This window comes from Pseudomonas sp. RIT623, assembly GCF_004519305.1.
In the GTDB taxonomy this organism is placed as follows: Bacteria; Pseudomonadota; Gammaproteobacteria; order Pseudomonadales; family Pseudomonadaceae; genus Aquipseudomonas.
This window is the reverse complement of sequence record NZ_SOZA01000042.1, coordinates 14,751-33,712: the sequence shown is the minus strand read 5'-3', so window position 1 is coordinate 33,712 and position 18,962 is coordinate 14,751. Positions and strand designations below refer to the sequence as shown.

Sequence of the window (18,962 nt, the reverse complement as noted above, 5' to 3'; positions counted from 1 at the left end):
TCTAACCGATTGATTCGCCGCTGGCATATGAAGTGGCATCAAGTCGCGGACCAATGGGGTTCATGTTGCAGGCCGCGTGGCGACTGGGCTGGAGTTGACCTCGGGGTCCGCTTTTAGCGCGCTGCGCCGTGCCCCTGTAGGAGCGGCCTTGTGCCGCGAAAGGGCTGCGTAGCAGACCCAGGATTTCAGCGTTGATGCAAAGCTTGCCGGGACCGCGTTGCGGTCCTTTCGCGACACAAGGCCGCTCCTACAGTGACCGTGTTGCGCCACGGTCACTGGAACATGAACAACGTTTCGTTGCTGAACTGCGCCTCGAACTGGTTGGCTGGCATCGGCCGGCCGAACAGGTAGCCCTGCACTTCGTCGCAACCATGCTCGCGCAGGAACTCCAGCTGCTCGTGGGTCTCGACGCCCTCGGCGATCACCGCCAGGTTCAGGCTGTGGGCCATGGCGATGATCGCCCGGGCGATCTGCGCGTCCTGCTCGCCCTCGGGCAGGCCGTCGACGAAGGTGCGGTCGATTTTCAGCACGTCGATGGGGAACTGCTTGAGGTAGTTGAGCGACGAGTAGCCGGTGCCGAAGTCGTCGACCGCGATGCTCAAACCGAGGTTCTTCAGGCTGTCGAGGATCTGCATGGCTTCGTTGACCTCGCGCATCAGGATGCTCTCGGTCAGTTCCAGTTCCAGGCACGCCGGCGGCAGGCCGGTCTCTTCCAGGATGGTGGCGATGCGCGTACCCAGCTGGCCGTCGGAGAACTGCCGGGCGGAGATGTTCACCGAGACTTTCGGCACCCGCACCTTCTCCTTGTGCCAGGCCTTGAGCTGGCGGCAGGCCTCGTGCAGCACCCAGTCGCCGACATCCACCACCAGGCCCAGCTCCTCGATCACCGGGATGAAATCGCCCGGTGGCACCAGGCCGCGGGTCGGGTGGCGCCAGCGCAGCAGCGCCTCGGCACCGGTCAGGCGCTTGCCGTCGCCGCTGAACTGCGGCTGGTAGTAGAGGGTGAACTCGTTCTGCTCCAGGGCATGGCGCAGGTCGCTTTCCAGCTCCAGGCGCTCCAGGGCGCTGGCGTTCATGTCCGCCTGGTAGAACTGGAAGTTGTTCTTGCCACGCTCCTTGGCGTGGTACATCGCCGTGTCGGCGTTCTTCATCAGCTGGCTGAGTTCGCTGCCATCCTGCGGGCTGAGGGCGATGCCGATACTGGCGGTGACGAAGAACTCGCGGTTCTCCAGCACGAACGGGGTGACCAGCCCGCCGAGGATGCTTTCGGCCACGTGGATGGCGCGGTTCAGCGCCTGCTCACGGGTGACCCGCGGCTGCAGCAGCAGGGTGAATTCATCGCCGCCCATGCGTGCCACGGTGTCGTCGTCGTCGACGCAGGCCAGCAGGCGTTCGGCCATGTCCTTGAGCATGCGATCGCCGGCGGCATGGCCGAGGGAGTCGTTGATCGGCTTGAAGCGGTCGAGGTCGAGGAACATCAGCACCACCCAGGCCTTGTGCCGCTCGGCCTGTTGCAGGGCGGTGTACAAGCGGTCCTGGAACAGCGTGCGGTTGGGCAGGTGGGTCAGGGCGTCGTAGTAGGCCAGGCGGTGGATGCGCTGCTCGCTGGCCTTGCGTTCGCTGATGTCGGTGAAGAAGCACACGTAGCTGGCCAGGTCGCCTTCGTCGTCGAGCACCGCGGTGATGCCGACCCAGGCCGGGTAGTGCTCGCCGTTGCGGCGCTTGAGCCACACCTCGCCCTCCCAGCTGCCGCGCTGGTTGAGCTGCTTGAGTACAAAGCCCAGGTGGGCGTTCTGCTGTTGCTCGACGGTGAGCATGCCCGGCAGTTGGTCGAGCACCTCGGCCACCGCGTAGCCACTGACCCGGCTGAACGCCTCGTTGGCCTGGACTATATAGCCCGCCGGGTCGGTGATCAGGATGGCCGAGGTGGAGTGCTCGAATACCGTGGCGGCCATGCGCAGGTCTTTTTCCGCGCGGCGCTGCTGGCTGATGTCGCGGCCGACGCCGAGCACGCCTTCGAAGCGCGCGTGCTCGTCCCACACCAGCACCAGGCGCAGCTCGATGGGAATCTTGCGACCATCGGCGCGCAGGCAGTCGAACAGGAACAGCTGAGTGGGCAGGGTATCGCGCAACTGGGCCAGTTGCGCGGGGTCGCCCACAGCCTTGCTGACCCGCTCGAGCAGGCCGTAGACGCCGGTGAGCTGGCCGGGGTTGGCAATGATCGACTGCCAGCCGTTGGCGAAGATCCAGTCGGCCTGGTAGCCCAGCACCGCTTGTACCGACGGGCTGACGTAGTTGAGCTGCAACTGGCTGTCGGTGGAGAAGATCACGTCGCTGATGCTTTCGGCGAGCATGCGGTAGCGCTGCTCGCTGTCGCGCAGCGATTCGCTGGCCTCGATCTGCACGGTGACGTCCTTGCCCACGCCGATGATGCGGCTGACCTGGCCCTCGGCGTCGCGGGTCAGCACCTGCTCGCGGATCTCGTAGCAGCGCCAGCCGCCATCGCGGTGACGGAAGCGCAGTTGGCAGTGCAGTGATTCGCCGTAGCTGGTGTCGCGCTGCTGTTGGCGCAGGGCGCGGTAGTGTTCGGCATCGTCGGGGTGCAGGAGCATTTCCCAGAAGCGCTCGCCCATCTGCGCCAGCTCGGCGCGGTCATAGCCCAGGGTCTGGCCCAGGTGGCGGTTGCTGAAGATCATCCGCTGGCTGTTCACGTCCTGCACGTAGAGCTGATCGGGCACGGTGCGCACCACGTCCGACCAGAAACCCTCGCGCTCGAGCAGCGACAGCTCCACCTGCTTGCGGCTGGTGATGTCGCTGATGCTCAGGATCACTGCCTGGAAGTCGCGGCGCTGCTGGGGCAGGCGCGCCATCAGCCACAGGTGCAGCTCGCCGCCCAAGGGGGCGGGCAGGCGCACTTCCAGTTCCAGTTGCTGGCGCTGTTCGATCAGCGCGTCGATCAGTTGCATGCCGACGCTGTCGCGGCCATCGCCGCTGCCATCGATCAGGCGCTGCCAGGCGCCCTCATGGCACTCGACATTGAGCAACTGGCGGGCCACTTGGTTGATCTCGGTGATCTTCAACTCTTGCAGCAAGGTGCGGCGCAGGTTGCTGTCCAGCGCCAGGCTTTGCTTGAGCGCGGCGCGGTTGCGCAGGTGGTAGCGGTCGAGCTGGCCGGGCAGGCTGGAGAGGTCGAGCACGCACAGGGCGACGCCGGTGCCTTCGAAGATTTCCTGGTAGCGCCGCCGGTCTTCCTGCAGGGCACGCTGGCGCCGGCGCATGTTGATCAGCGCCAGCACCGGCAGCAAGGCGCAGAACAGCACCAGCACGCACTTGCCGATCAGCGCCGGCAGCAAGCGGTCGCGGGCAAGACCTGCGTCGAACAGGCCGCGCAACTGCCAGGTGCTGTTGTCGATGAACGCCAGCATCACGCTTTGCAGCGGCTCGCCGCTGCCGGGCTTGTGGCCATGGCGTTCGAGCACCTCGCCATTGCGGCTGTTCTCCAGCAGCCACAGCGGGTGGGTCGGGCTGTCCAGGTGCACGGTCAGTTCCCGGTAGTACGCCGGGCTCAGGCGCAGCAGCCAGTAGCCACGATCCTGCTCGGCGGCCTGGCGCAGCAGCAGGTAGACCTGTTGGTTGTCGGGGGCATTGCCGTAGAAGAACGCGCGGCCCTGGTTCAGCAGCACAAGTTCGTCAATCTGCTGACGGTCCGGGGTACCCGTCAGCGAGTCGCTGCGCACCCGGCCATCGCCATCCAGCCAGGCCAGGCCGCGCAGGGCCGGGAGGCGCGACTGCAAGGTAGCGAGCAGGGACGGCAAGGCGGCAGGCGCCGGAGGTTTGACGTAGGGCTGGACCAGGTTCAGCGCCTGCTGCGACTTGAGCGCCATGTTCAGGCTCAGGTGATCGGCCAGTTCGGCGCTGGTCGCCAGGCTCTGCTCACGCAGGTCGGCCTGGGTGTGGCGGAACTGGGCGAACAGTTGCCATAGCAGCAACCCCAGCAAAACCAGGGCGAGCAGGGCCAACGCCCCCTTGAGCGAGCCACGCAGGTGGCTGCCGGCCGAGGTTGCGGCAGGACGCGGAAGGGGCGATTGCGTGAGATTGGTCAAGCGTTGGTCCTGCGATAGGGCTGGCGATGGCAGGGGGCTAAGGGCGTGGCACATGCACGGTGCGTGCCGTGCTTCGGCGCACTATAGGGTGGCACATGCCAGCCGAATAGCATGCCTTCAAATATGGCAAAGTGCCAGTCCGTGTGTCCGTTGGCCGACCTGCAGCCGGTCATGCCGGTTCGGCAAGTCCCTGCCAGCTGTGCGAGAATGCCGCCCGCTTCAATAGTCAACGTAACGGAGATGTACGGTTTTGGTTACCCACTATTCCACCAATGGCCTCGATTCCGCCTGTGGGCGCAGCAGTCAGACCCTGGTCAGCACTGCCGTGACCGAGGACGTATCCTGCAAGACCTGCCAGCGCTCGCTGGCCAAGCCGGACGCGGCCGCCACCAGCACCAACAAGGCGCCGTCGCTGGCTGAGCTGCGCAAGTCGGCCAAGGCTGCCACCGCGCCGGTTGCCCAGGCTGCCGCGCAACCGGCCGCCAAGCCCGCTGCCGCACCTGCCAAGGCCGTGAGCAAGCCGGCTGGCAAGCCCGCCCGCAGCGGCGGCTTCAGCGTCAAGGCCGCCTGGGCCGCGCGCCTGGCCGAGCAATCGGACCGCTGCCGCCTGCCGCGTGGCAAGGCCCGGCAAGCACACGTCTGAATCCGCGCCAAGCCCGCCCCACCTCTATTGGCGTGGGCGCGGGCTTGCCCCGCGATAGCCGCGAAGCGGCCCCCTCCCGCCATCTACCCATCTGTGCAACGCCGCGACTTGGCGTAGAATGGCCCACTTTGTTCAACGACACCCCGTAAACACATCCCCCGGGCCTGTGCCTGGGCGTGCGTCGATGTCTTTACCTATCTATTAGAGGGCTTGGTTTTGGCTCAATACGTCTACACCATGCATCGGCTGAGCAAGGTCGTGCCGCCGAAGCGGGAAATTCTCAAGAATATTTCCCTGTCGTTCTTCCCCGGCGCCAAGATCGGCGTGCTGGGCCTGAACGGCGCGGGTAAATCGACCCTGTTGCGGATCATGGCGGGCGTCGACAAGGAATTCGACGGCGAAGCCCGTCCGATGCCCGACATCAACGTCGGCTACCTGCCCCAGGAGCCGCAGCTGGACCCGAGCAAGACCGTGCGCGAAGTGGTCGAGGAAGCGGTCAGCGTGATCAAGGACGCCCAGGCCCGCCTGGACGAGGTCTACGCCGCCTACGCCGATCCCGATGCCGACTTCGACAAGCTGGCCGCCGAGCAGGCCAAGCTCGAGGCGATCCTACAGGCCGCCGACGGCCACAACCTCGAGCGCCAGCTGGACGTTGCCGCCGATGCCCTGCGCCTGCCAGCCTGGGACGCGAAGATCGAGCACCTGTCCGGTGGCGAGAAGCGCCGGGTGGCGCTGTGCCGCCTGCTGCTGTCGGCCCCCGACATGCTGCTGCTGGACGAACCGACCAACCACCTGGACGCCGACTCGGTGGCCTGGCTGGAGCGCTTCCTGCACGACTTCCCGGGCACCGTGGTGGCGATCACCCACGACCGTTACTTCCTCGACAACGTCGCCGGCTGGATCCTCGAGCTGGACCGCGGCGCGGGCATCCCGTACGAAGGCAACTACTCGGGCTGGCTGGAGGCCAAGTCGGAGCGTCTGGCGCAGGAGTCCAAGCAGCAGAGCGCCCACGAGAAGGCCATGAAAGAGGAACTGGAGTGGGTGCGCAAAGGCGCCAAGGCCCGCCAGTCCAAATCCAAGGCCCGTCTGCAGCGTTTCGAAGAAATGCAGTCGCAGGAATTCCAGAAGCGCAGCGAGACCAACGAGATCTACATCCCGGCCGGTCCGCGCCTGGGCGACAAGGTCATCGAGTTCAAGAACGTCACCAAAGGCTACGGCGATCGCGTGCTGATCGACAACCTGTCGTTCGCCATGCCCAAGGGCGCCATCGTCGGCGTGATCGGCGGTAACGGTGCCGGTAAGTCGACCCTGTTCCGCATGCTGATGGGCAAGGAGCAGCCGGACTCGGGCAGCATCGAGATCGGCGAAACCGTGCAACTGGCCTGCGTCGACCAGAGCCGCGAGGACCTGGACGGCAGCAAGACCGTGTTCCAGCAGATTTCCGACGGCTCCGACCAGATTCGCATCGGCAGCTACGAGATCCCGTCGCGCACCTACGTCGGCCGCTTCAACTTCAAGGGCGGCGACCAGCAGAAGTTCGTCAAGGACCTCTCCGGTGGTGAGCGTGGCCGCCTGCACCTGGCCCTGACCCTGAAGGAGGGCGGCAACGTCCTGCTGCTCGACGAACCGTCCAACGACCTCGACGTCGAAACCCTGCGCTCCCTGGAAGAAGCCCTGCTGGACTTCCCCGGCGCCGCCATCGTGATTTCCCACGACCGTTGGTTCCTGGACCGTGTGGCCACGCATATCCTGGCCTACGAGGACGATTCGAGCGTGGTGTTCTTCGAGGGTAACTACACCGAGTACGAAGCCGACCGCAAGAAGCGCCTGGGCGACGCCGCTGCCCAGCCGCACCGCGTGCGTCACAAGAAACTGGCCCAGTAAGCCGGTTTTCGCTGCACAACGATGGGGCCCTCAGGGGCCCCATTTTTGTGCCCTGTGTACTCGCGTTTGAATAGCTGGCGTGGGAGCGGGTTTGCCCGCGATTGCTGCGTTACAGGAGAGCAAGGAACAAGTGCTCTCTCACGGATACAGCGGAAAACTTGTATACAGTTATAGAATTCGCACCAAATAATTTCATAAAAACGACATTGCGCCCTGTTCCAGTGCGATTGGTTCTTGGTACATTCCTGAAAAAACCAAAAACAATCCCTCTTGGTGAGATGTCTACCATGATCGAATCTGTCGACGATTTCCTGGCCCGGCTGCAACAACGCGACCCGGCCCAGCCCGAATTCCACCAGGCCGTGGAGGAGGTGCTGCGCAGCCTGTGGCCTTTCCTTGAAGCCAACCCTCACTACCTGCAAGCAGGCATTCTCGAACGCATGGTCGAACCCGAGCGCGCCGTGCTGTTCCGTGTGTCGTGGGTCGACGACCAGGGCAAGGTCCAGGTCAACCGCGGCTACCGCATCCAGATGAGCAGCGCCATTGGCCCGTACAAGGGCGGCCTGCGCTTCCACCCGTCGGTCAACCTGGGCGTGCTCAAGTTCCTGGCCTTCGAGCAGGTGTTCAAGAACTCCCTGACCTCGCTGCCCATGGGCGGCGGCAAGGGCGGTTCGGACTTCGATCCGAAGGGCAAGAGCGATGCCGAGGTGATGCGCTTCTGCCAGGCGTTCATGAGCGAGCTGTACCGCCACATTGGCGCCGACCTCGACGTGCCGGCCGGTGACATCGGCGTCGGGGCCCGCGAGATCGGTTTCCTGTTCGGCCAGTACAAGCGCCTGGCCAACCAGTTCACTTCGGTGCTGACCGGCAAGGGCATGACCTATGGCGGCAGCCTGATCCGCCCGGAGGCCACCGGCTACGGCTGCGTGTACTTCGCCGAAGAGATGCTCAAGCGCCGCGACCAGCGCATCGACGGCCGCCGGGTGGCGATCTCCGGTTCCGGTAACGTCGCCCAGTACGCGGCGCGCAAGGTCATGGACCTGGGCGGCAAGGTGATTTCGCTGTCAGACTCCGAAGGCACCTTGTATGCCGAAGCCGGCCTTACCGATGCCCAGTGGGACGCGGTGATGGAGCTGAAGAACGTCAAGCGCGGCCGCATCAGCGAGCTGGCCGAGCAGTTCGGCCTGGAGTTCCGCAAAGGCCAGACGCCCTGGAGCCTGGCATGCGATATCGCGCTGCCGTGCGCGACGCAGAACGAACTGGGCGCCGAAGACGCTCGTACCCTGTTGCGCAATGGCTGTATCTGCGTTGCCGAAGGCGCCAACATGCCGACCACCCTGGAGGCTGTGGATATCTTCATCGAGGCCGGCATTCTCTACGCGCCGGGCAAGGCGTCCAATGCCGGCGGCGTGGCCGTTTCGGGGCTGGAGATGTCGCAGAACGCCATGCGCCTGTTGTGGACCGCCGGGGAGGTGGACAGCAAGCTGCACCACATCATGCAGTCGATCCACCATGCCTGCGTGCACTACGGCGAAGAGGCCGATGGCAGCATCAACTACGTCAAGGGCGCCAATATCGCCGGCTTCGTGAAGGTAGCTGACGCGATGCTGGCCCAAGGCGTGGTCTGATTCGCTAACTTGTGGCCGCCTCGCGCCGAAAAGGGCGCGAAGCGGCCGCGGTGATTTCAGCACTCACCCAGAATGGCCAGCACCTCGAGCATCTGGTCCCCCGCCGGCCTTCGCCACAATACTTCATCCCCAGGCCTGGCCCCCAAAAGCGCCCGCCCCAGCGGCGAGCCCCAGTTGATCAAGCCTTGGGCGGCATCGGCCTGATCCTCGCCCACCAGTTGCACCTGATGCTCCTGGTCATGCTCATCGACGAAGCGCACCAGGCTGCCGATCTGCACCTTCTCCGTGGACGTTGCAGCAGGTACCACCTGCGCGCTCTGTACCCGGGCGGTGAAATAGCGCAGGTCACGCTCGGTATCGGCCAGACGCTGCTTGTCGGCATTGCCCTCGGCCTGCAGCTCGGCGCGCAATGCATTGAGCGCGGCCACTCGCTGCTGCAACTGCGCCAGGCCGCTGGCGGTGACATAGTTGGGCTGGTCGCTGACCAGGCGCTCGACCGGCTGGCTGGCCTGGGCGGCGGCCTGGTCTTCATTGACGAATGCTCGGCTCATGGTTGGCCTCCTTGTGCTGGAGACCATGGTGGCAGGCTGCGGGTTTCAACAGTTGTCCATTTACGACGTCAGTTGCGGCGGTAGGCACGGGCCGCACCTTGGTCTTTCTCCTGCTGCCAGTCGCGATCACGCTCGTCCCAATAGCGTTCGCGATACTCGCGCAGGTCTTCGTTGGACTGCATGGCGTGGCACTGGCGAAAACCATCGTCCCAGCCGCTTTCGTACTGGCGGTTATGCAGGTAGCGCGGGACATCCTTGCGAAAGTCGCCGGCCATCAGCCCGGCGGCCTGGCGACCGCTGCTGCAGCCGTCCTGGAAGCCGTCGGCGTAGGCGGGTGGGTAGCCCTGGTTGACCATCTGTTCATGGGTGGTTTCGCAACCCGCCAGCAGCAAGAAAAACAAGGCTAACCAGTACCGCGACATGACCACAGGACCCTCGGATTGATACCGCAAAGTCTAGGTCGGGAATTGTTGGCACGATGTCAAAACGCTGTCGAAGGATTGCACCGGGACTGGGGCCGCAAAGCGGCCCAGGTGCTCAGTATTGATACCACTTCAACTCCAGCATCACCTCGTTCTGCGCCGTGGCCAGGTGGCTGAACTGGCGTGAAGCACTCAATCGCAAGCCCAGGTCGCGGCTGATCTCCCATTGCTGGTTAAGGCTCACGCTGCGCCGCACTTCGCCGTTGGTGAAAAAATCACCCTTTGCCTCAAGCGTCAGGTTGCCCAGCGGGTTGCGCCACAACAGCCCGCCGTTGAACCCGGCGGCGGGCGAGATGAATTCGGCGAAGTCGTTGTGATGCTCGACCCGCACCGTGCCCAGGGCAAAGCCCAGCAAGTCGTCACCCAGTTGCCAGGTACCACCGGCGCCGCCGTTGACATGGCTGACCAGCACCTCGTCGTCATGCTTGCCCTGCACCCGTTCCAAACCGCCCGCGACCTGCCACGACCATGGCTTGAGCAGTTCGTTGCGCGGTGTCAGCGAGCGGATGGTGGCCAGGTCCAGGCGTTGTACCTGCCAATCGTTGCCCTCGTACTGGCGCAGCTTGAGCTGGAGGATCTCGATCTGCGCGCCGAGGGGGAAACTGTCCATGTTGTCGTTGAGGTCGTGGTAGGCCATGCGCAGGCCATACTCGGCGTAGGCGCGGTCCTCGCGGGTACCCAGCCCCAGTTGCCAGGTGCGCGACTGGTGGCCGTCCTCGGGCAGGCCGGGCCGCTCGATCTGTAGTGGCGGCGGCGGGTTGCGGTTGATCGCCCTGAGCAGTTCATAGCTGCGCCCGGCCTGGGCCGGATCACGTTCCTGGCCATTGGCGCGGTAGCGCTCCAACCGGTAGGCGGCGTCCTGTACCAGCGCCTGACGGTCGCGGGGCAGGGCGGTGAAGGAGGGGTTTTGCAACTGCGCGGTGTCGGCGCTGATGGCCAGCACCTGCTGCTTTTCCTCATGGTCCAGCGGCTTGGCACGGGCCAGCAGTTCACGCTCGCGGGACGGGCGGTAGCGCACGTCCGCCACCAGCCCGGACTGTTTCACCGCCTTGACCGTGTCGGTGGGGATGGCGGTCAGCGGGAACTGCGAGGTCAGGTCCAGGCTGGGGCGTGCCACCTGCAACAGCTCCAGCAGGCGATAGGAGCAGTTCTCGTCGAAGAAGAAATAATCGAACTTGATCTGCTTGAGCTCCCATACGTGCTCGACCATGCGCCCGGTCTCTTCCGGGGTCAGGTCCAGCTGGTACTCCCACAGGTCGCGGTTTTCCAGGCTGCGGTACTCGGACAGCTTTTCCTGGTAGGGCATCATCGCGAACAGCCCGGGATAGCCGCCCATCAGGCCTTTCCAGGCATAGAGGATGCTGTTGTCGCTGCCCTCGATGTAGGCGCCGAAATTGATCGCGTAGCTCAGCAGCGTGGTGTCGTTGCGCTGGGTGCTGGACTGGTCGATGCGCAGCAGCGTATGGCCGAACATCGACGACGGGCTGTTGAGATAGGCCGCCGGGAAGATCAGCGCCGCGCTGTGCGGGTCGATCGACTTGTACCAGGTATCGAACTCCTGGCAGGCCGGGCTCGGCAGATCGGTGAGGGCCAGCTGTTCGCGCAGCCAACGGGTCCGTGCCGGGAATACGCATTGGGCGTGCTTGTCGCCCAGGCTGGCCGGGGCATACAGCGCGGCGACCGTGGCCTGCAGCTCCTGCTCCGGGTGATGCGCGCCATCCTCGGCGAGAAAGAAGCGCTGGTCGTCCACATAGCTGCGCCAACCGCCAAGCTTGGCGGTCTCGTAGTGTCCGAGGGCGATCCAGTAGGGCGTGGCCGCCAACTGCTGGACACGGGCCGGGTCAAGCTGTGGGGCGGCATGAAGCGGTGCGCTGACGATCAGCGCCAGGGGAACGAGGCGTTTGAGCATGTCGGGCAACTACATCCTGATGATGCCGGAAGGTAAGCGCCAAACCCGCCCCGAGGCCGGGGCGGGAGGCGTGAGACTCAAGCCTCGGTGGCGTACTTGGCCAGTTGCGGGTCGCTCTTGAGCACGGCCAGGGTGTTGCTGTGGACAGTTTCGGCAGTCACGTCGGCGCTGCTGAAGATCTGCTGGAAGTGCTCGTGGGTGACGGCGGCGAAATGCGCGCGGTCTTCAGGGGCCACGCCGAGGACCACGGCATAGGTGGTCAGGGCTTCGCCCTGGCCCTGGGCCATGTCTTCGGAGAGCTCGTTCATCATGCCATTCATGGCGAACCAGGACTTGCCGCCATAGGTGAGCGCGGCCTTGGTCGAGCAGCCGTTGGTGCCCGAGGTCATGCCGAAGGTTGCGTTGCCGGAGGTGCCGTTGGTGGTGGAAGCCAGGAAGTGGGCCGGGGTGCCGCGCTGGCCCTCGAACAGCAGGTTGCCCCAGCCGCAGTTCGGGCCGCCTGGCGATTCGGCCATGGCGTTGATCGAGACAGCGGCGAACAGAGTACCCAGAAGAATCCGTTTCATAGCGTTGTTCTCTTTCTCAAGTGACGTACCAATGGTCAGGGTTCTGGCAACGCGGTTGCCAGGACAGGAGGATTTGCATCCCCCCGCGCAGCTTGGAGTTTAGGCACGATCCAAAGGTTGCGTTGTTTATTGCGAAAAATTGCATGGGCGCGGCGCGTGATCGGGCTGCGACATAAAGTCTCGCGCAGCCTTGCCGCTAGGCGCTGGCAGCGCCAGAATGCCTTTCATCCGCCCCGCCGAAGTAAGGAAACCCAATGCCCGATCCTGTCGCCTCGCGCCTGCGTCTCGCGCCAGAAGCCCTGACCCGGCGTTTCTCCCCCGAGCAGTTCGCTTTTTCCAATACCGACGATCTGGAGCCGTTTCGTGGTGTCCTGGGCCAGGAGCGTGCCGTGGAGGCCCTGCAATTCGGCGTAGCCATGCCGCGCCCGGGTTACAACGTGTATGTGATGGGCGAACCCGGCACGGGTCGCTTTTCGTTCGTCAAGCGCTACCTCAAGGCAGAGGGCAAGCGTCAGCAGACCCCGGCCGACTGGCTGTATGTCAACAACTTCGAGGACTCCCGCGAGCCGCGCGCCCTGGAGCTGCCGGCCGGCAGCGCCCATGAGTTCATCAGCGACATGAACGGCCTGATCGACAACCTGCTGGCGACTTTCCCGGCGGTGTTCGAACACCCTTCGTATCAACAAAAGAAAAGCGCCATCGACCGTGCTTTCAACCAGCGCTATGACCGCGCCCTCGATGTGATCGAGCGCGCCTCGCTGGAAAAGGACGTGGCCCTGTACCGCGACAGCAGCAACGTCGCCTTCACCCCCATGGCCGATGGCAAGGCGCTGGACGAGGCCGAGTTCGCGCAACTGCCCGAGGAAGTGCGCGAGCGCTTCCATGAGGACATCGCCGAGCTCGAGGAGCGTCTCAACGAGGAGCTGTCGAGCCTGCCGCAGTGGAAGCGCGAGTCGAACAACCAGCTGCGTCAGCTCAACGAAGAGACCATCACCCTGGCCTTGCAGCCGCTGCTGGCGCCGCTGTCGGAAAAGTACGCGGAAAACGCCGCGGTATGCGCCTACCTGCAATCGCTGCAGCTGAACCTGCTGCGCACCGTGGTCGAGCAACTGGTCGACGACGCCAAGACCGACGCCGTGGCGCGCAAGATGCTCGAGGAGCAGTACGCTCCCAGCCTGGTGGTCGGCCACTGCGGCAATGGCGGCGCGCCGGTGGTGTTCGAGCCGCATCCGACCTATGACAACCTGTTCGGCCGCATCGAATACAGCACCGACCAGGGCGCGCTGTACACCTCCTACCGCCAACTGCGCCCAGGCGCGCTGCACCGTGCCAACGGCGGCTTCCTGATCCTGGAAGCCGAGAAGATGCTTGGCGAGCCGTTCGTCTGGGACGCGCTCAAGCGCGCCTTGCAGTCGCGCAAGCTGAAAATGGAGTCGCCGCTCGGCGAGCTGGGCCGGGTCGCCACCGTGAGCCTGACGCCGCAGATGATCCCGCTGAGCGTCAAGTTGATCATCATCGGTTCGCGCCAGCTGTACTACGCGCTGCAAGACCATGACTCGGACTTCCAGGAGATGTTCAGGGTGCTGGTCGACTTTGATGAAGACATGCCCATGGTCGACGAGAACCTCGAGCAGTTCGCCCAGTTGCTGCGCACCCGTACCAACGAGGAAGGCATGGCGCCGCTGACCAGCGATGCGGTGGCGCGCCTGGCCACCTACAGCGCGCGCCTGGCCGAGAACCAGTCGCGGCTGTCGGCGCGCATCGGCGATTTGTTCCAGCTGGTCAGCGAGGCCGATTTCATCCGCCAACTGGCCAACGAGGCGATGACCGACGCCGGGCACATCGAGCGCGCGCTCAAGGCCAAGGCCACGCGCACCGGGCGGGTGTCGCAGCGGGTGCTCGACGACATGCTCGCCGGGATCATCCTGATCGACACCGAGGGCGCGGCGATCGGCAAGTGCAACGGCCTGACCGTGCTGGAGGTCGGCGACTCGGCGTTCGGCATGCCGGCGCGCATCTCGGCCACCGTCTACCCCGGCGGCAGCGGCATCGTCGACATCGAGCGCGAGGTCAACCTGGGCCAGCCGATTCACTCCAAGGGGGTGATGATCCTCACCGGCTACCTGGGCAGCCGCTATGCCCAGGAATTCCCCCTGGCGATCTCGGCGAGCATCGCCCTGGAGCAGTCCTACGGTTATGTCGATGGCGACAGCGCCTCCCTGGGTGAGGCCTGCACGCTGATTTCGGCCTTGTCGCGCACGCCACTCAAGCAGTGCTTCGCCATCACCGGCTCGATCAACCAGTTCGGTGAAGTGCAGGCGGTGGGTGGAGTCAACGAGAAGATCGAGGGTTTCTTCCGCCTGTGCGATGCCCGTGGCCTTACCGGCGAGCAGGGCGTGATCATTCCGCGCGCCAACGTTGCCACGCTGATGCTCGACGAGCGCGTGCTGCAAGCGGTCGAGGCTGGGCAGTTCCATGTGTACGCGGTCAGCCAGGCCGACGAGGCCTTGAGCCTGCTGGTGGGCGAGGAGGCAGGCGCGCTGGACGACAAGGGCCAGTTCGCCGAGGGCAGCGTCAATGCGCGGGTGGTCGAGCGCCTGCGCGAGATCGCCGAGATGATCAGCGAGGAAGAGATCAAGGAGGCCGAAAAGGAACGGCTGGAAGAGATGGTGGCCCAGGCCAAACCGGCCTGAGTCAATAAACCGGCGTTGGCGGCGAAGTGCTACCGTTCAGCGCCGGTTTTCTAACTTTTCCCGCGGGTCGGCTACAGTGGAACTTAAGGACGTTGTCAGGGTTCAGGATGGAAACAGCCTGACGCTTTCAGGCTGAACAAGGCTTTACAGAGGGGACGCCGCCATGCGCAACCTCAGCCTCACCCGCCAGTGCCTGGGCCTGGTGACCCGCATCGAATGCAGCATCCGTCCGCTGGCTGGCGACACTGGCATGTGGACCTTGCTGTTCGCCGCCGGCATGGCCGGCGAACAACCCTCGGCAATCAAGGCCCAAGGCCCGTTCCATGGGCCGCTGGTGGCCGAGTCGGTGATGAACGCCATTGTCGACAGCCTCACCCTGCATGGTTACCAGGTTGCCGAAGATCCGCAGATCTGGTGCTTGCACCTGCAGGCGCAACTGCGCCGGATCAATGGTGAGCGTTGCAGGAATCTGGGGGACTACCAGTTCCACCCGGAAACCTGATCATATTGCTTTCTTTGTAGGAGCCAGCCTTGCTGGCGAACCTCTGCGGCCCCGGTTCGCCAGCAAGGCTGGCTCCTACAGGTGTTTCGCGAAACGACCATAGGCTTTTGCTGGCACAGGTGGCTGGCTATACTCGCGCTCGCTTTTCCAGTCACCTCAAGAGTCTCTCTCTGTCCATGGAACGTATCCTCGAAAACGCGATGTATGCCTCGCGCTGGCTGCTCGCCCCGATCTATTTCGGCCTCTCGCTGGGCCTGCTGGCATTGGCCCTGAAGTTCTTCCAGGAAATCATCCATGTCCTGCCCAACGTCTTCACCCTCGCCGAAGCCGACTTGATCCTGGTGATCCTGTCGCTGATCGACATGTCGCTGGTCGGCGGCTTGCTGGTGATGGTGATGATCTCCGGCTACGAGAACTTCGTCTCGCAGCTGGACATCGACGAAAGCAAGGAAAAGCTCAACTGGCTGGGCAAGATGGATTCCTCGTCGCTGAAGATGAAGGTCGCCGCCTCGATCGTCGCCATTTCCTCGATCCACCTGCTGCGGGTGTTCATGGATGCGCAGAACATCTCCACCGACTACCTGATGTGGTACGTGATCATCCACATGACCTTCGTCATTTCGGCGTTCGTCATGGGTTACCTGGATCGCATCACCAAGCACTGAGTCGTCTAGCCACTATCGCGGGGCAAGCCTGCTCCCACGCAACCTTCAAGGCCTGCGTGGGAGCGGGCTTGCCCCGCGATCTTTCTGACCGACGGCAGCTTGTGCTTTCGCCGTTATCGTACAAAAAATGAGCACTCATGCGTGGTTCCCGCAGCGAGGTGCGCCCATGAACCTGCATCAGCTCAACACCGAGGCCAGGGCTGGCCATGTCGACGAACTCAACCTGATCGCCATCGAAGGCGGTGATTACCTGCTCGAGGCCCGGGTCAAGGGCCGCGCCCATCCCCTGGACGATACCCGTGGCCAGCGTCTGCGGGTGCATTCGGTGGAGGATGCACGGCTGCTGCTGCAAGCGCTGCCGCCGCTGTCGATGAACCTGGTGCACTGGTCCGTGCAGGACGAGATGTGCGGCCTTGGCGTGCACCCGGAAGAGGACCTCAAGGTCCCGATTTCCCAGCGTTCGGCCTGGTAGCTGCTTCACGCGGCGCCAGTGTGCTAGGCTGCTCGCCCTTTTCAACAAGGGCGCGGATGCAATGCGCCCTTACGTGGAGCAAGCCAATGTCCGAACTCAACCTGTCCACCGACGAATCCCGCGTCAGCTACGGCATCGGCCGTCAGCTGGGTGGCCAGCTGCGTGACAACCCACCACCGGGCGTCAACCTGAACGCCATCGTTGCCGGCCTGACCGACGCCTTCAATGGCGCCGACAGCCGCGTCAGCGAAGAAGACCTGTCGGCGGCCTTCAAGGTCATCCGTGAAGTGATGCAGGCCGAAGCTGCTGCCAAGGCCGAAGCCGCCGCTGCCGCTGGCAAGGAATTCCTGGCTGACAACGCCAAGCGTGAAGGCATCGTGACCCTGGCCTCGGGTCTGCAGTACGAAGTGCTGACCGCAGGCGAAGGCGCCAAGCCGTCCCGTGAAGACAACGTGCGTACTCATTACCACGGCACCCTCATCGATGGCACCGTGTTCGACAGCTCCTACGATCGTGGCCAGCCTGCCGAATTCCCGGTTGGCGGCGTGATCGCCGGCTGGACCGAGGCCCTGCAGCTGATGAACGCCGGCAGCAAGTGGCGCCTGTACGTGCCGAGCGAGCTGGCCTACGGCGCCCAGGGCGTCGGTAGCATCCCGCCGCACAGCACCCTGGTGTTCGACGTCGAGCTGCTCGACGTTCTGTAATGCCCGTTCGCCGGCAAGCCGGCTCCTACAGATTGCCAATGCGTCCCGTGGGAGCCGGCTTGCCGGCGAAGCTTTTCAGTTCCAATCGGTTCCCCCTGGGCGCAACGCCCGCGCATAGCAGAACAGGAACAGGTTCCTCACCAGCTCCTTGAGCACCCCGGGTTCACTCGAATTCAGCCCCATGAGGTCCAGGTCGCCCTGGTCGCGCAGTTCATCGAGCGCGTCTTCCTCAAGCACGGCGCAGACTTCGCCAGTCTCGCGATGCAGGATGCGCAGATAAGGGTGGGGGCGGTCGAGCCAGGCGTCGATCAGATAAGTCATGGCTACTCTCCTTGGATAGCGGTTCCAATGAGAATAATTCTTATTATCAAAATAGCAAGAGACTATTGGAAGAATTCTTCCGAATGGTCCCGGCGATCCTGTTGCAGGATCTGTCAGGGCCGCCCGCTGGGCAGCCCCGAGGGGCAGGCGATCAGACCTTGCGCACGAACTCGGACTTGAGTTTCATCGCGCCGATGCCGTCGATCTTGCAGTCGATGTCGTGGTCGCCATCGCACAGGCGGATGTTCTTGACCTTGGTGCCGACCTTGACCACCAGGGACGAGCCCTTGACCTTGAGGTCCTTGATCACGGTGACAGTGTCGCCGTCCTGGAGGATGTTGCCGACCGAATCCTTCTTCACCACGTCGTCGCTGGCCGCTTCGGCTTCGCCGTTGGCCGACCACTCGTGGGCGCATTCGGGGCAGATCAGTTGGGTGCCATCCTCATAGGTGTATTCGGAGTTGCATTTGGGGCAGGGTGGCAGAGTGCTCACGGCGTTTCCTTTCAAGTACAGGCGATTAAAGGCGCACATTGTATAGGGTTTAGTGGTTTCCTGCACAAAAGCATCGCGGGGCAAGCCCGCTCCCACGCCATGATGTGCTGGCGTGGGAGCGGGCTTGCCCCGCGATAGAGGTGATGCGATGAATCAGTGCGTACGCGCTACGGCAAACTCGCTCAGCTCGACCAGGGCATCCCGGTACTCGCTGGTTGGCAGCACTTCCAGGCAGGCGATGGCGCGGGCGACGTAGTCACGGGCCATTTGCGCGGTGTACTCCAGGGCGCCGGATGCCTCGACGGCGATGCGGATCTGTTCCAGGTCCTCCAGGCCACCTTTCTGGATCGCCTGGCGCACCAGCGCGGCCTGCTCGGCGGTGCCTTCGCGCATGGTGTAGATCAGCGGCAGGGTCGGCTTGCCTTCGGCCAGGTCGTCGCCGACGTTCTTGCCCAGGGTCTCGGAGTCGCCCTTGTAGTCCAGCAGGTCGTCGACCAGTTGGAAGGCCACGCCCAGGTGATCACCGAAGGTGCGCAGGGCCTCGCGCTGCTCATCGCTGGCGCCGGCCAGCGCCGCGGCGCTGTGGGTCGAGGCCTCGAACAGCATCGCGGTCTTGCCGCGGATGACGTCCATGTACACCTCTTCGGTGGTGCTGGCGTCGCGCACCCGCGACAGCTGCAGCACTTCGCCCTCGGCGATCACCCGGGTGGCCTTGGAGAGGATCTGCATGACCGGCATCGAGCCCAGCTCGACCATCATCTCGAACGAGCGCGAGTACAGGAAGTCGCCCACCAGCACGCTCGGCGCGTTGCCCCACAGGGCATTGGCGGTGGAACGGCCACGGCGCATGCCGGACATGTCGACCACGTCGTCATGCAGCAGGGTGGCGGTGTGCAGGAATTCGATGGTCGCCGCCAGCAGGCGCAGGTCATCGCCTTCGCGACCCAGGGCCTTGCCGCACAGCAGCACCAGCAGCGGGCGCAGGCGCTTGCCGCCGGCGGACGTGATATAGTCGCCGATCTTCGATACCAGCGGCACGCGCGAGGTCAGCTGCTTCTTGATGATCTCGTCGACGGCGCTGAAATCGTCAGCTACCGCGCGGTAGAAAGATTGGGGTTGCATCGGCTGCTCCATTGAGGTTGCGCGGCATGCTAGGTCGCAGGTACCGGTGTGTCAAGGCGCGCTGGCCGTGGCCCGGGGCCGGCACTTGCAAGCATTTCTTGGGTTGCGTACAATCGCGCACCCTAACTTTCCTGGGCAGCACCTGCCTTACGCAATTGCACCGGGCCGTTCCAGCCTCGTGCAGCCATGCCAGCCAATACTCATCATATAAAGCGCTGGGTGAG

The 18,962-nt window shown here is 64.2% G+C and carries 15 protein-coding genes and 1 pseudogene; 8 read left to right on the top strand and 8 right to left on the bottom strand.

What is annotated here, in order from left to right; translation table 11 throughout:
- Positions 1-272: 272 nt before the first annotated feature.
- Positions 273-3,404, bottom strand: a pseudogene (locus E3U47_RS21540) (EAL domain-containing protein); the annotation flags it as partial.
- Between the two features lie 949 nt (positions 3,405-4,353).
- Here E3U47_RS21540 and E3U47_RS21535 point away from each other — a divergent pair.
- The 3 genes from E3U47_RS21535 (at position 4,354) to gdhA (ending at position 8,258) form a co-directional block, all read left to right on the top strand.
- Positions 4,354-4,746, top strand: a complete 393-nt coding sequence (locus E3U47_RS21535; protein WP_134693622.1) for a hypothetical protein — start codon at positions 4,354-4,356, stop codon at positions 4,744-4,746.
- A gap of 216 nt (positions 4,747-4,962) precedes the next feature.
- A complete protein-coding gene (ettA, locus tag E3U47_RS21530; protein WP_134693621.1) occupies positions 4,963-6,630 on the top strand; it encodes an energy-dependent translational throttle protein EttA in 1,668 nt (555 codons plus the stop codon).
- Positions 6,631-6,917: 287 nt separating this feature from the next.
- Positions 6,918-8,258 carry an NADP-specific glutamate dehydrogenase gene (gene gdhA / locus E3U47_RS21525; protein WP_046857193.1) on the top strand — a complete coding sequence of 447 codons (1,341 nt, stop codon included), beginning with the start codon at positions 6,918-6,920 and terminating at the stop codon, positions 8,256-8,258.
- Positions 8,259-8,314: 56 nt separating this feature from the next.
- Here gdhA and E3U47_RS21520 read toward each other — a convergent pair whose 3' ends face one another.
- The 4 genes from E3U47_RS21520 to E3U47_RS21505 form a co-directional block, all read right to left on the bottom strand.
- A complete protein-coding gene (locus E3U47_RS21520; RefSeq protein WP_134693620.1) occupies positions 8,315-8,809 on the bottom strand; it encodes a GreA/GreB family elongation factor in 495 nt (164 codons plus the stop codon).
- A gap of 68 nt (positions 8,810-8,877) precedes the next feature.
- Positions 8,878-9,231, bottom strand: coding sequence for a hypothetical protein (locus tag E3U47_RS21515; protein ID WP_134693619.1), 354 nt, complete (start codon positions 9,229-9,231; stop codon positions 8,878-8,880).
- Between the two features lie 115 nt (positions 9,232-9,346).
- On the bottom strand, positions 9,347-11,200 hold the full coding sequence (locus E3U47_RS21510; RefSeq protein ID WP_134693618.1) for a DUF4105 domain-containing protein: 1,854 nt from the start codon (positions 11,198-11,200) through the stop codon (positions 9,347-9,349).
- A 77-nt stretch (positions 11,201-11,277) separates the two neighbouring features.
- Positions 11,278-11,766: a DUF3015 domain-containing protein gene (locus tag E3U47_RS21505; RefSeq protein WP_134693617.1), complete on the bottom strand. Its 489-nt coding sequence runs from the start codon at positions 11,764-11,766 to the stop codon at positions 11,278-11,280.
- A 254-nt stretch (positions 11,767-12,020) separates the two neighbouring features.
- On the opposite strand from E3U47_RS21505, the gene E3U47_RS21500 reads away from it, so the two are divergent.
- The 5 genes from E3U47_RS21500 (at position 12,021) to E3U47_RS21480 (ending at position 16,802) form a co-directional block, all read left to right on the top strand.
- Positions 12,021-14,459: a Lon protease family protein gene (locus E3U47_RS21500; RefSeq protein ID WP_134693616.1), complete on the top strand. Its 2,439-nt coding sequence runs from the start codon at positions 12,021-12,023 to the stop codon at positions 14,457-14,459.
- 163 nt (positions 14,460-14,622) lie between these two features.
- Complete coding sequence (locus E3U47_RS21495) at positions 14,623-14,961, top strand: hypothetical protein (protein WP_134693615.1); 339 nt, start codon at positions 14,623-14,625, stop codon at positions 14,959-14,961.
- A 176-nt stretch (positions 14,962-15,137) separates the two neighbouring features.
- Complete coding sequence (locus E3U47_RS21490; RefSeq protein ID WP_023631146.1) at positions 15,138-15,626, top strand: TIGR00645 family protein; 489 nt, start codon at positions 15,138-15,140, stop codon at positions 15,624-15,626.
- A 166-nt stretch (positions 15,627-15,792) separates the two neighbouring features.
- Positions 15,793-16,098 carry a DUF6482 family protein gene (locus tag E3U47_RS21485; RefSeq protein ID WP_134693614.1) on the top strand — a complete coding sequence of 102 codons (306 nt, stop codon included), beginning with the start codon at positions 15,793-15,795 and terminating at the stop codon, positions 16,096-16,098.
- Between the two features lie 86 nt (positions 16,099-16,184).
- The gene (locus E3U47_RS21480; RefSeq protein ID WP_046857187.1) at positions 16,185-16,802 is read left to right on the top strand and encodes an FKBP-type peptidyl-prolyl cis-trans isomerase; all 618 of its coding nucleotides are present in this window, start codon (positions 16,185-16,187) and stop codon (positions 16,800-16,802) included.
- A gap of 75 nt (positions 16,803-16,877) precedes the next feature.
- On the opposite strand, the gene E3U47_RS21475 is transcribed toward E3U47_RS21480, so the two are convergent.
- The 3 genes from E3U47_RS21475 to E3U47_RS21465 all read right to left on the bottom strand — a co-directional run bounded on the left by E3U47_RS21475 (position 16,878) and on the right by E3U47_RS21465 (position 18,738).
- The gene (locus E3U47_RS21475; protein WP_038707330.1) at positions 16,878-17,123 is read right to left on the bottom strand and encodes a hypothetical protein; all 246 of its coding nucleotides are present in this window, start codon (positions 17,121-17,123) and stop codon (positions 16,878-16,880) included.
- Positions 17,124-17,274: 151 nt separating this feature from the next.
- Positions 17,275-17,616, bottom strand: a complete 342-nt coding sequence (locus tag E3U47_RS21470; protein WP_134693613.1) for a zinc ribbon domain-containing protein YjdM — start codon at positions 17,614-17,616, stop codon at positions 17,275-17,277.
- 153 nt (positions 17,617-17,769) lie between these two features.
- Positions 17,770-18,738, bottom strand: a complete 969-nt coding sequence (locus tag E3U47_RS21465) for a polyprenyl synthetase family protein (protein WP_134693612.1) — start codon at positions 18,736-18,738, stop codon at positions 17,770-17,772.
- Between the last annotated feature and the right edge of the window lie 224 nt (positions 18,739-18,962).

What these genes read in the sequence shown, in the direction of transcription:
- E3U47_RS21520 (WP_134693620.1), bottom strand. Translation starts at nt 8,809, where the DNA reads ATGAGCCGAGCATTCGTCAATGAAGACCAGGCCGCCGCCCAGGCCAGC.
- gdhA (WP_046857193.1), top strand. Translation starts at nt 6,918, where the DNA reads ATGATCGAATCTGTCGACGATTTCCTGGCCCGGCTGCAACAACGCGAC.
- E3U47_RS21475 (WP_038707330.1), bottom strand. Translation starts at nt 17,123, where the DNA reads ATGACTTATCTGATCGACGCCTGGCTCGACCGCCCCCACCCTTATCTG.
- E3U47_RS21515 (WP_134693619.1), bottom strand. Translation starts at nt 9,231, where the DNA reads ATGTCGCGGTACTGGTTAGCCTTGTTTTTCTTGCTGCTGGCGGGTTGC.
- E3U47_RS21510 (WP_134693618.1), bottom strand. Translation starts at nt 11,200, where the DNA reads ATGCTCAAACGCCTCGTTCCCCTGGCGCTGATCGTCAGCGCACCGCTT.
- E3U47_RS21500 (WP_134693616.1), top strand. Translation starts at nt 12,021, where the DNA reads ATGCCCGATCCTGTCGCCTCGCGCCTGCGTCTCGCGCCAGAAGCCCTG.
- E3U47_RS21480 (WP_046857187.1), top strand. Translation starts at nt 16,185, where the DNA reads ATGTCCGAACTCAACCTGTCCACCGACGAATCCCGCGTCAGCTACGGC.
- E3U47_RS21465 (WP_134693612.1), bottom strand. Translation starts at nt 18,738, where the DNA reads ATGCAACCCCAATCTTTCTACCGCGCGGTAGCTGACGATTTCAGCGCC.
- E3U47_RS21485 (WP_134693614.1), top strand. Translation starts at nt 15,793, where the DNA reads ATGAACCTGCATCAGCTCAACACCGAGGCCAGGGCTGGCCATGTCGAC.
- E3U47_RS21490 (WP_023631146.1), top strand. Translation starts at nt 15,138, where the DNA reads ATGGAACGTATCCTCGAAAACGCGATGTATGCCTCGCGCTGGCTGCTC.
- E3U47_RS21505 (WP_134693617.1), bottom strand. Translation starts at nt 11,766, where the DNA reads ATGAAACGGATTCTTCTGGGTACTCTGTTCGCCGCTGTCTCGATCAAC.
- E3U47_RS21495 (WP_134693615.1), top strand. Translation starts at nt 14,623, where the DNA reads ATGCGCAACCTCAGCCTCACCCGCCAGTGCCTGGGCCTGGTGACCCGC.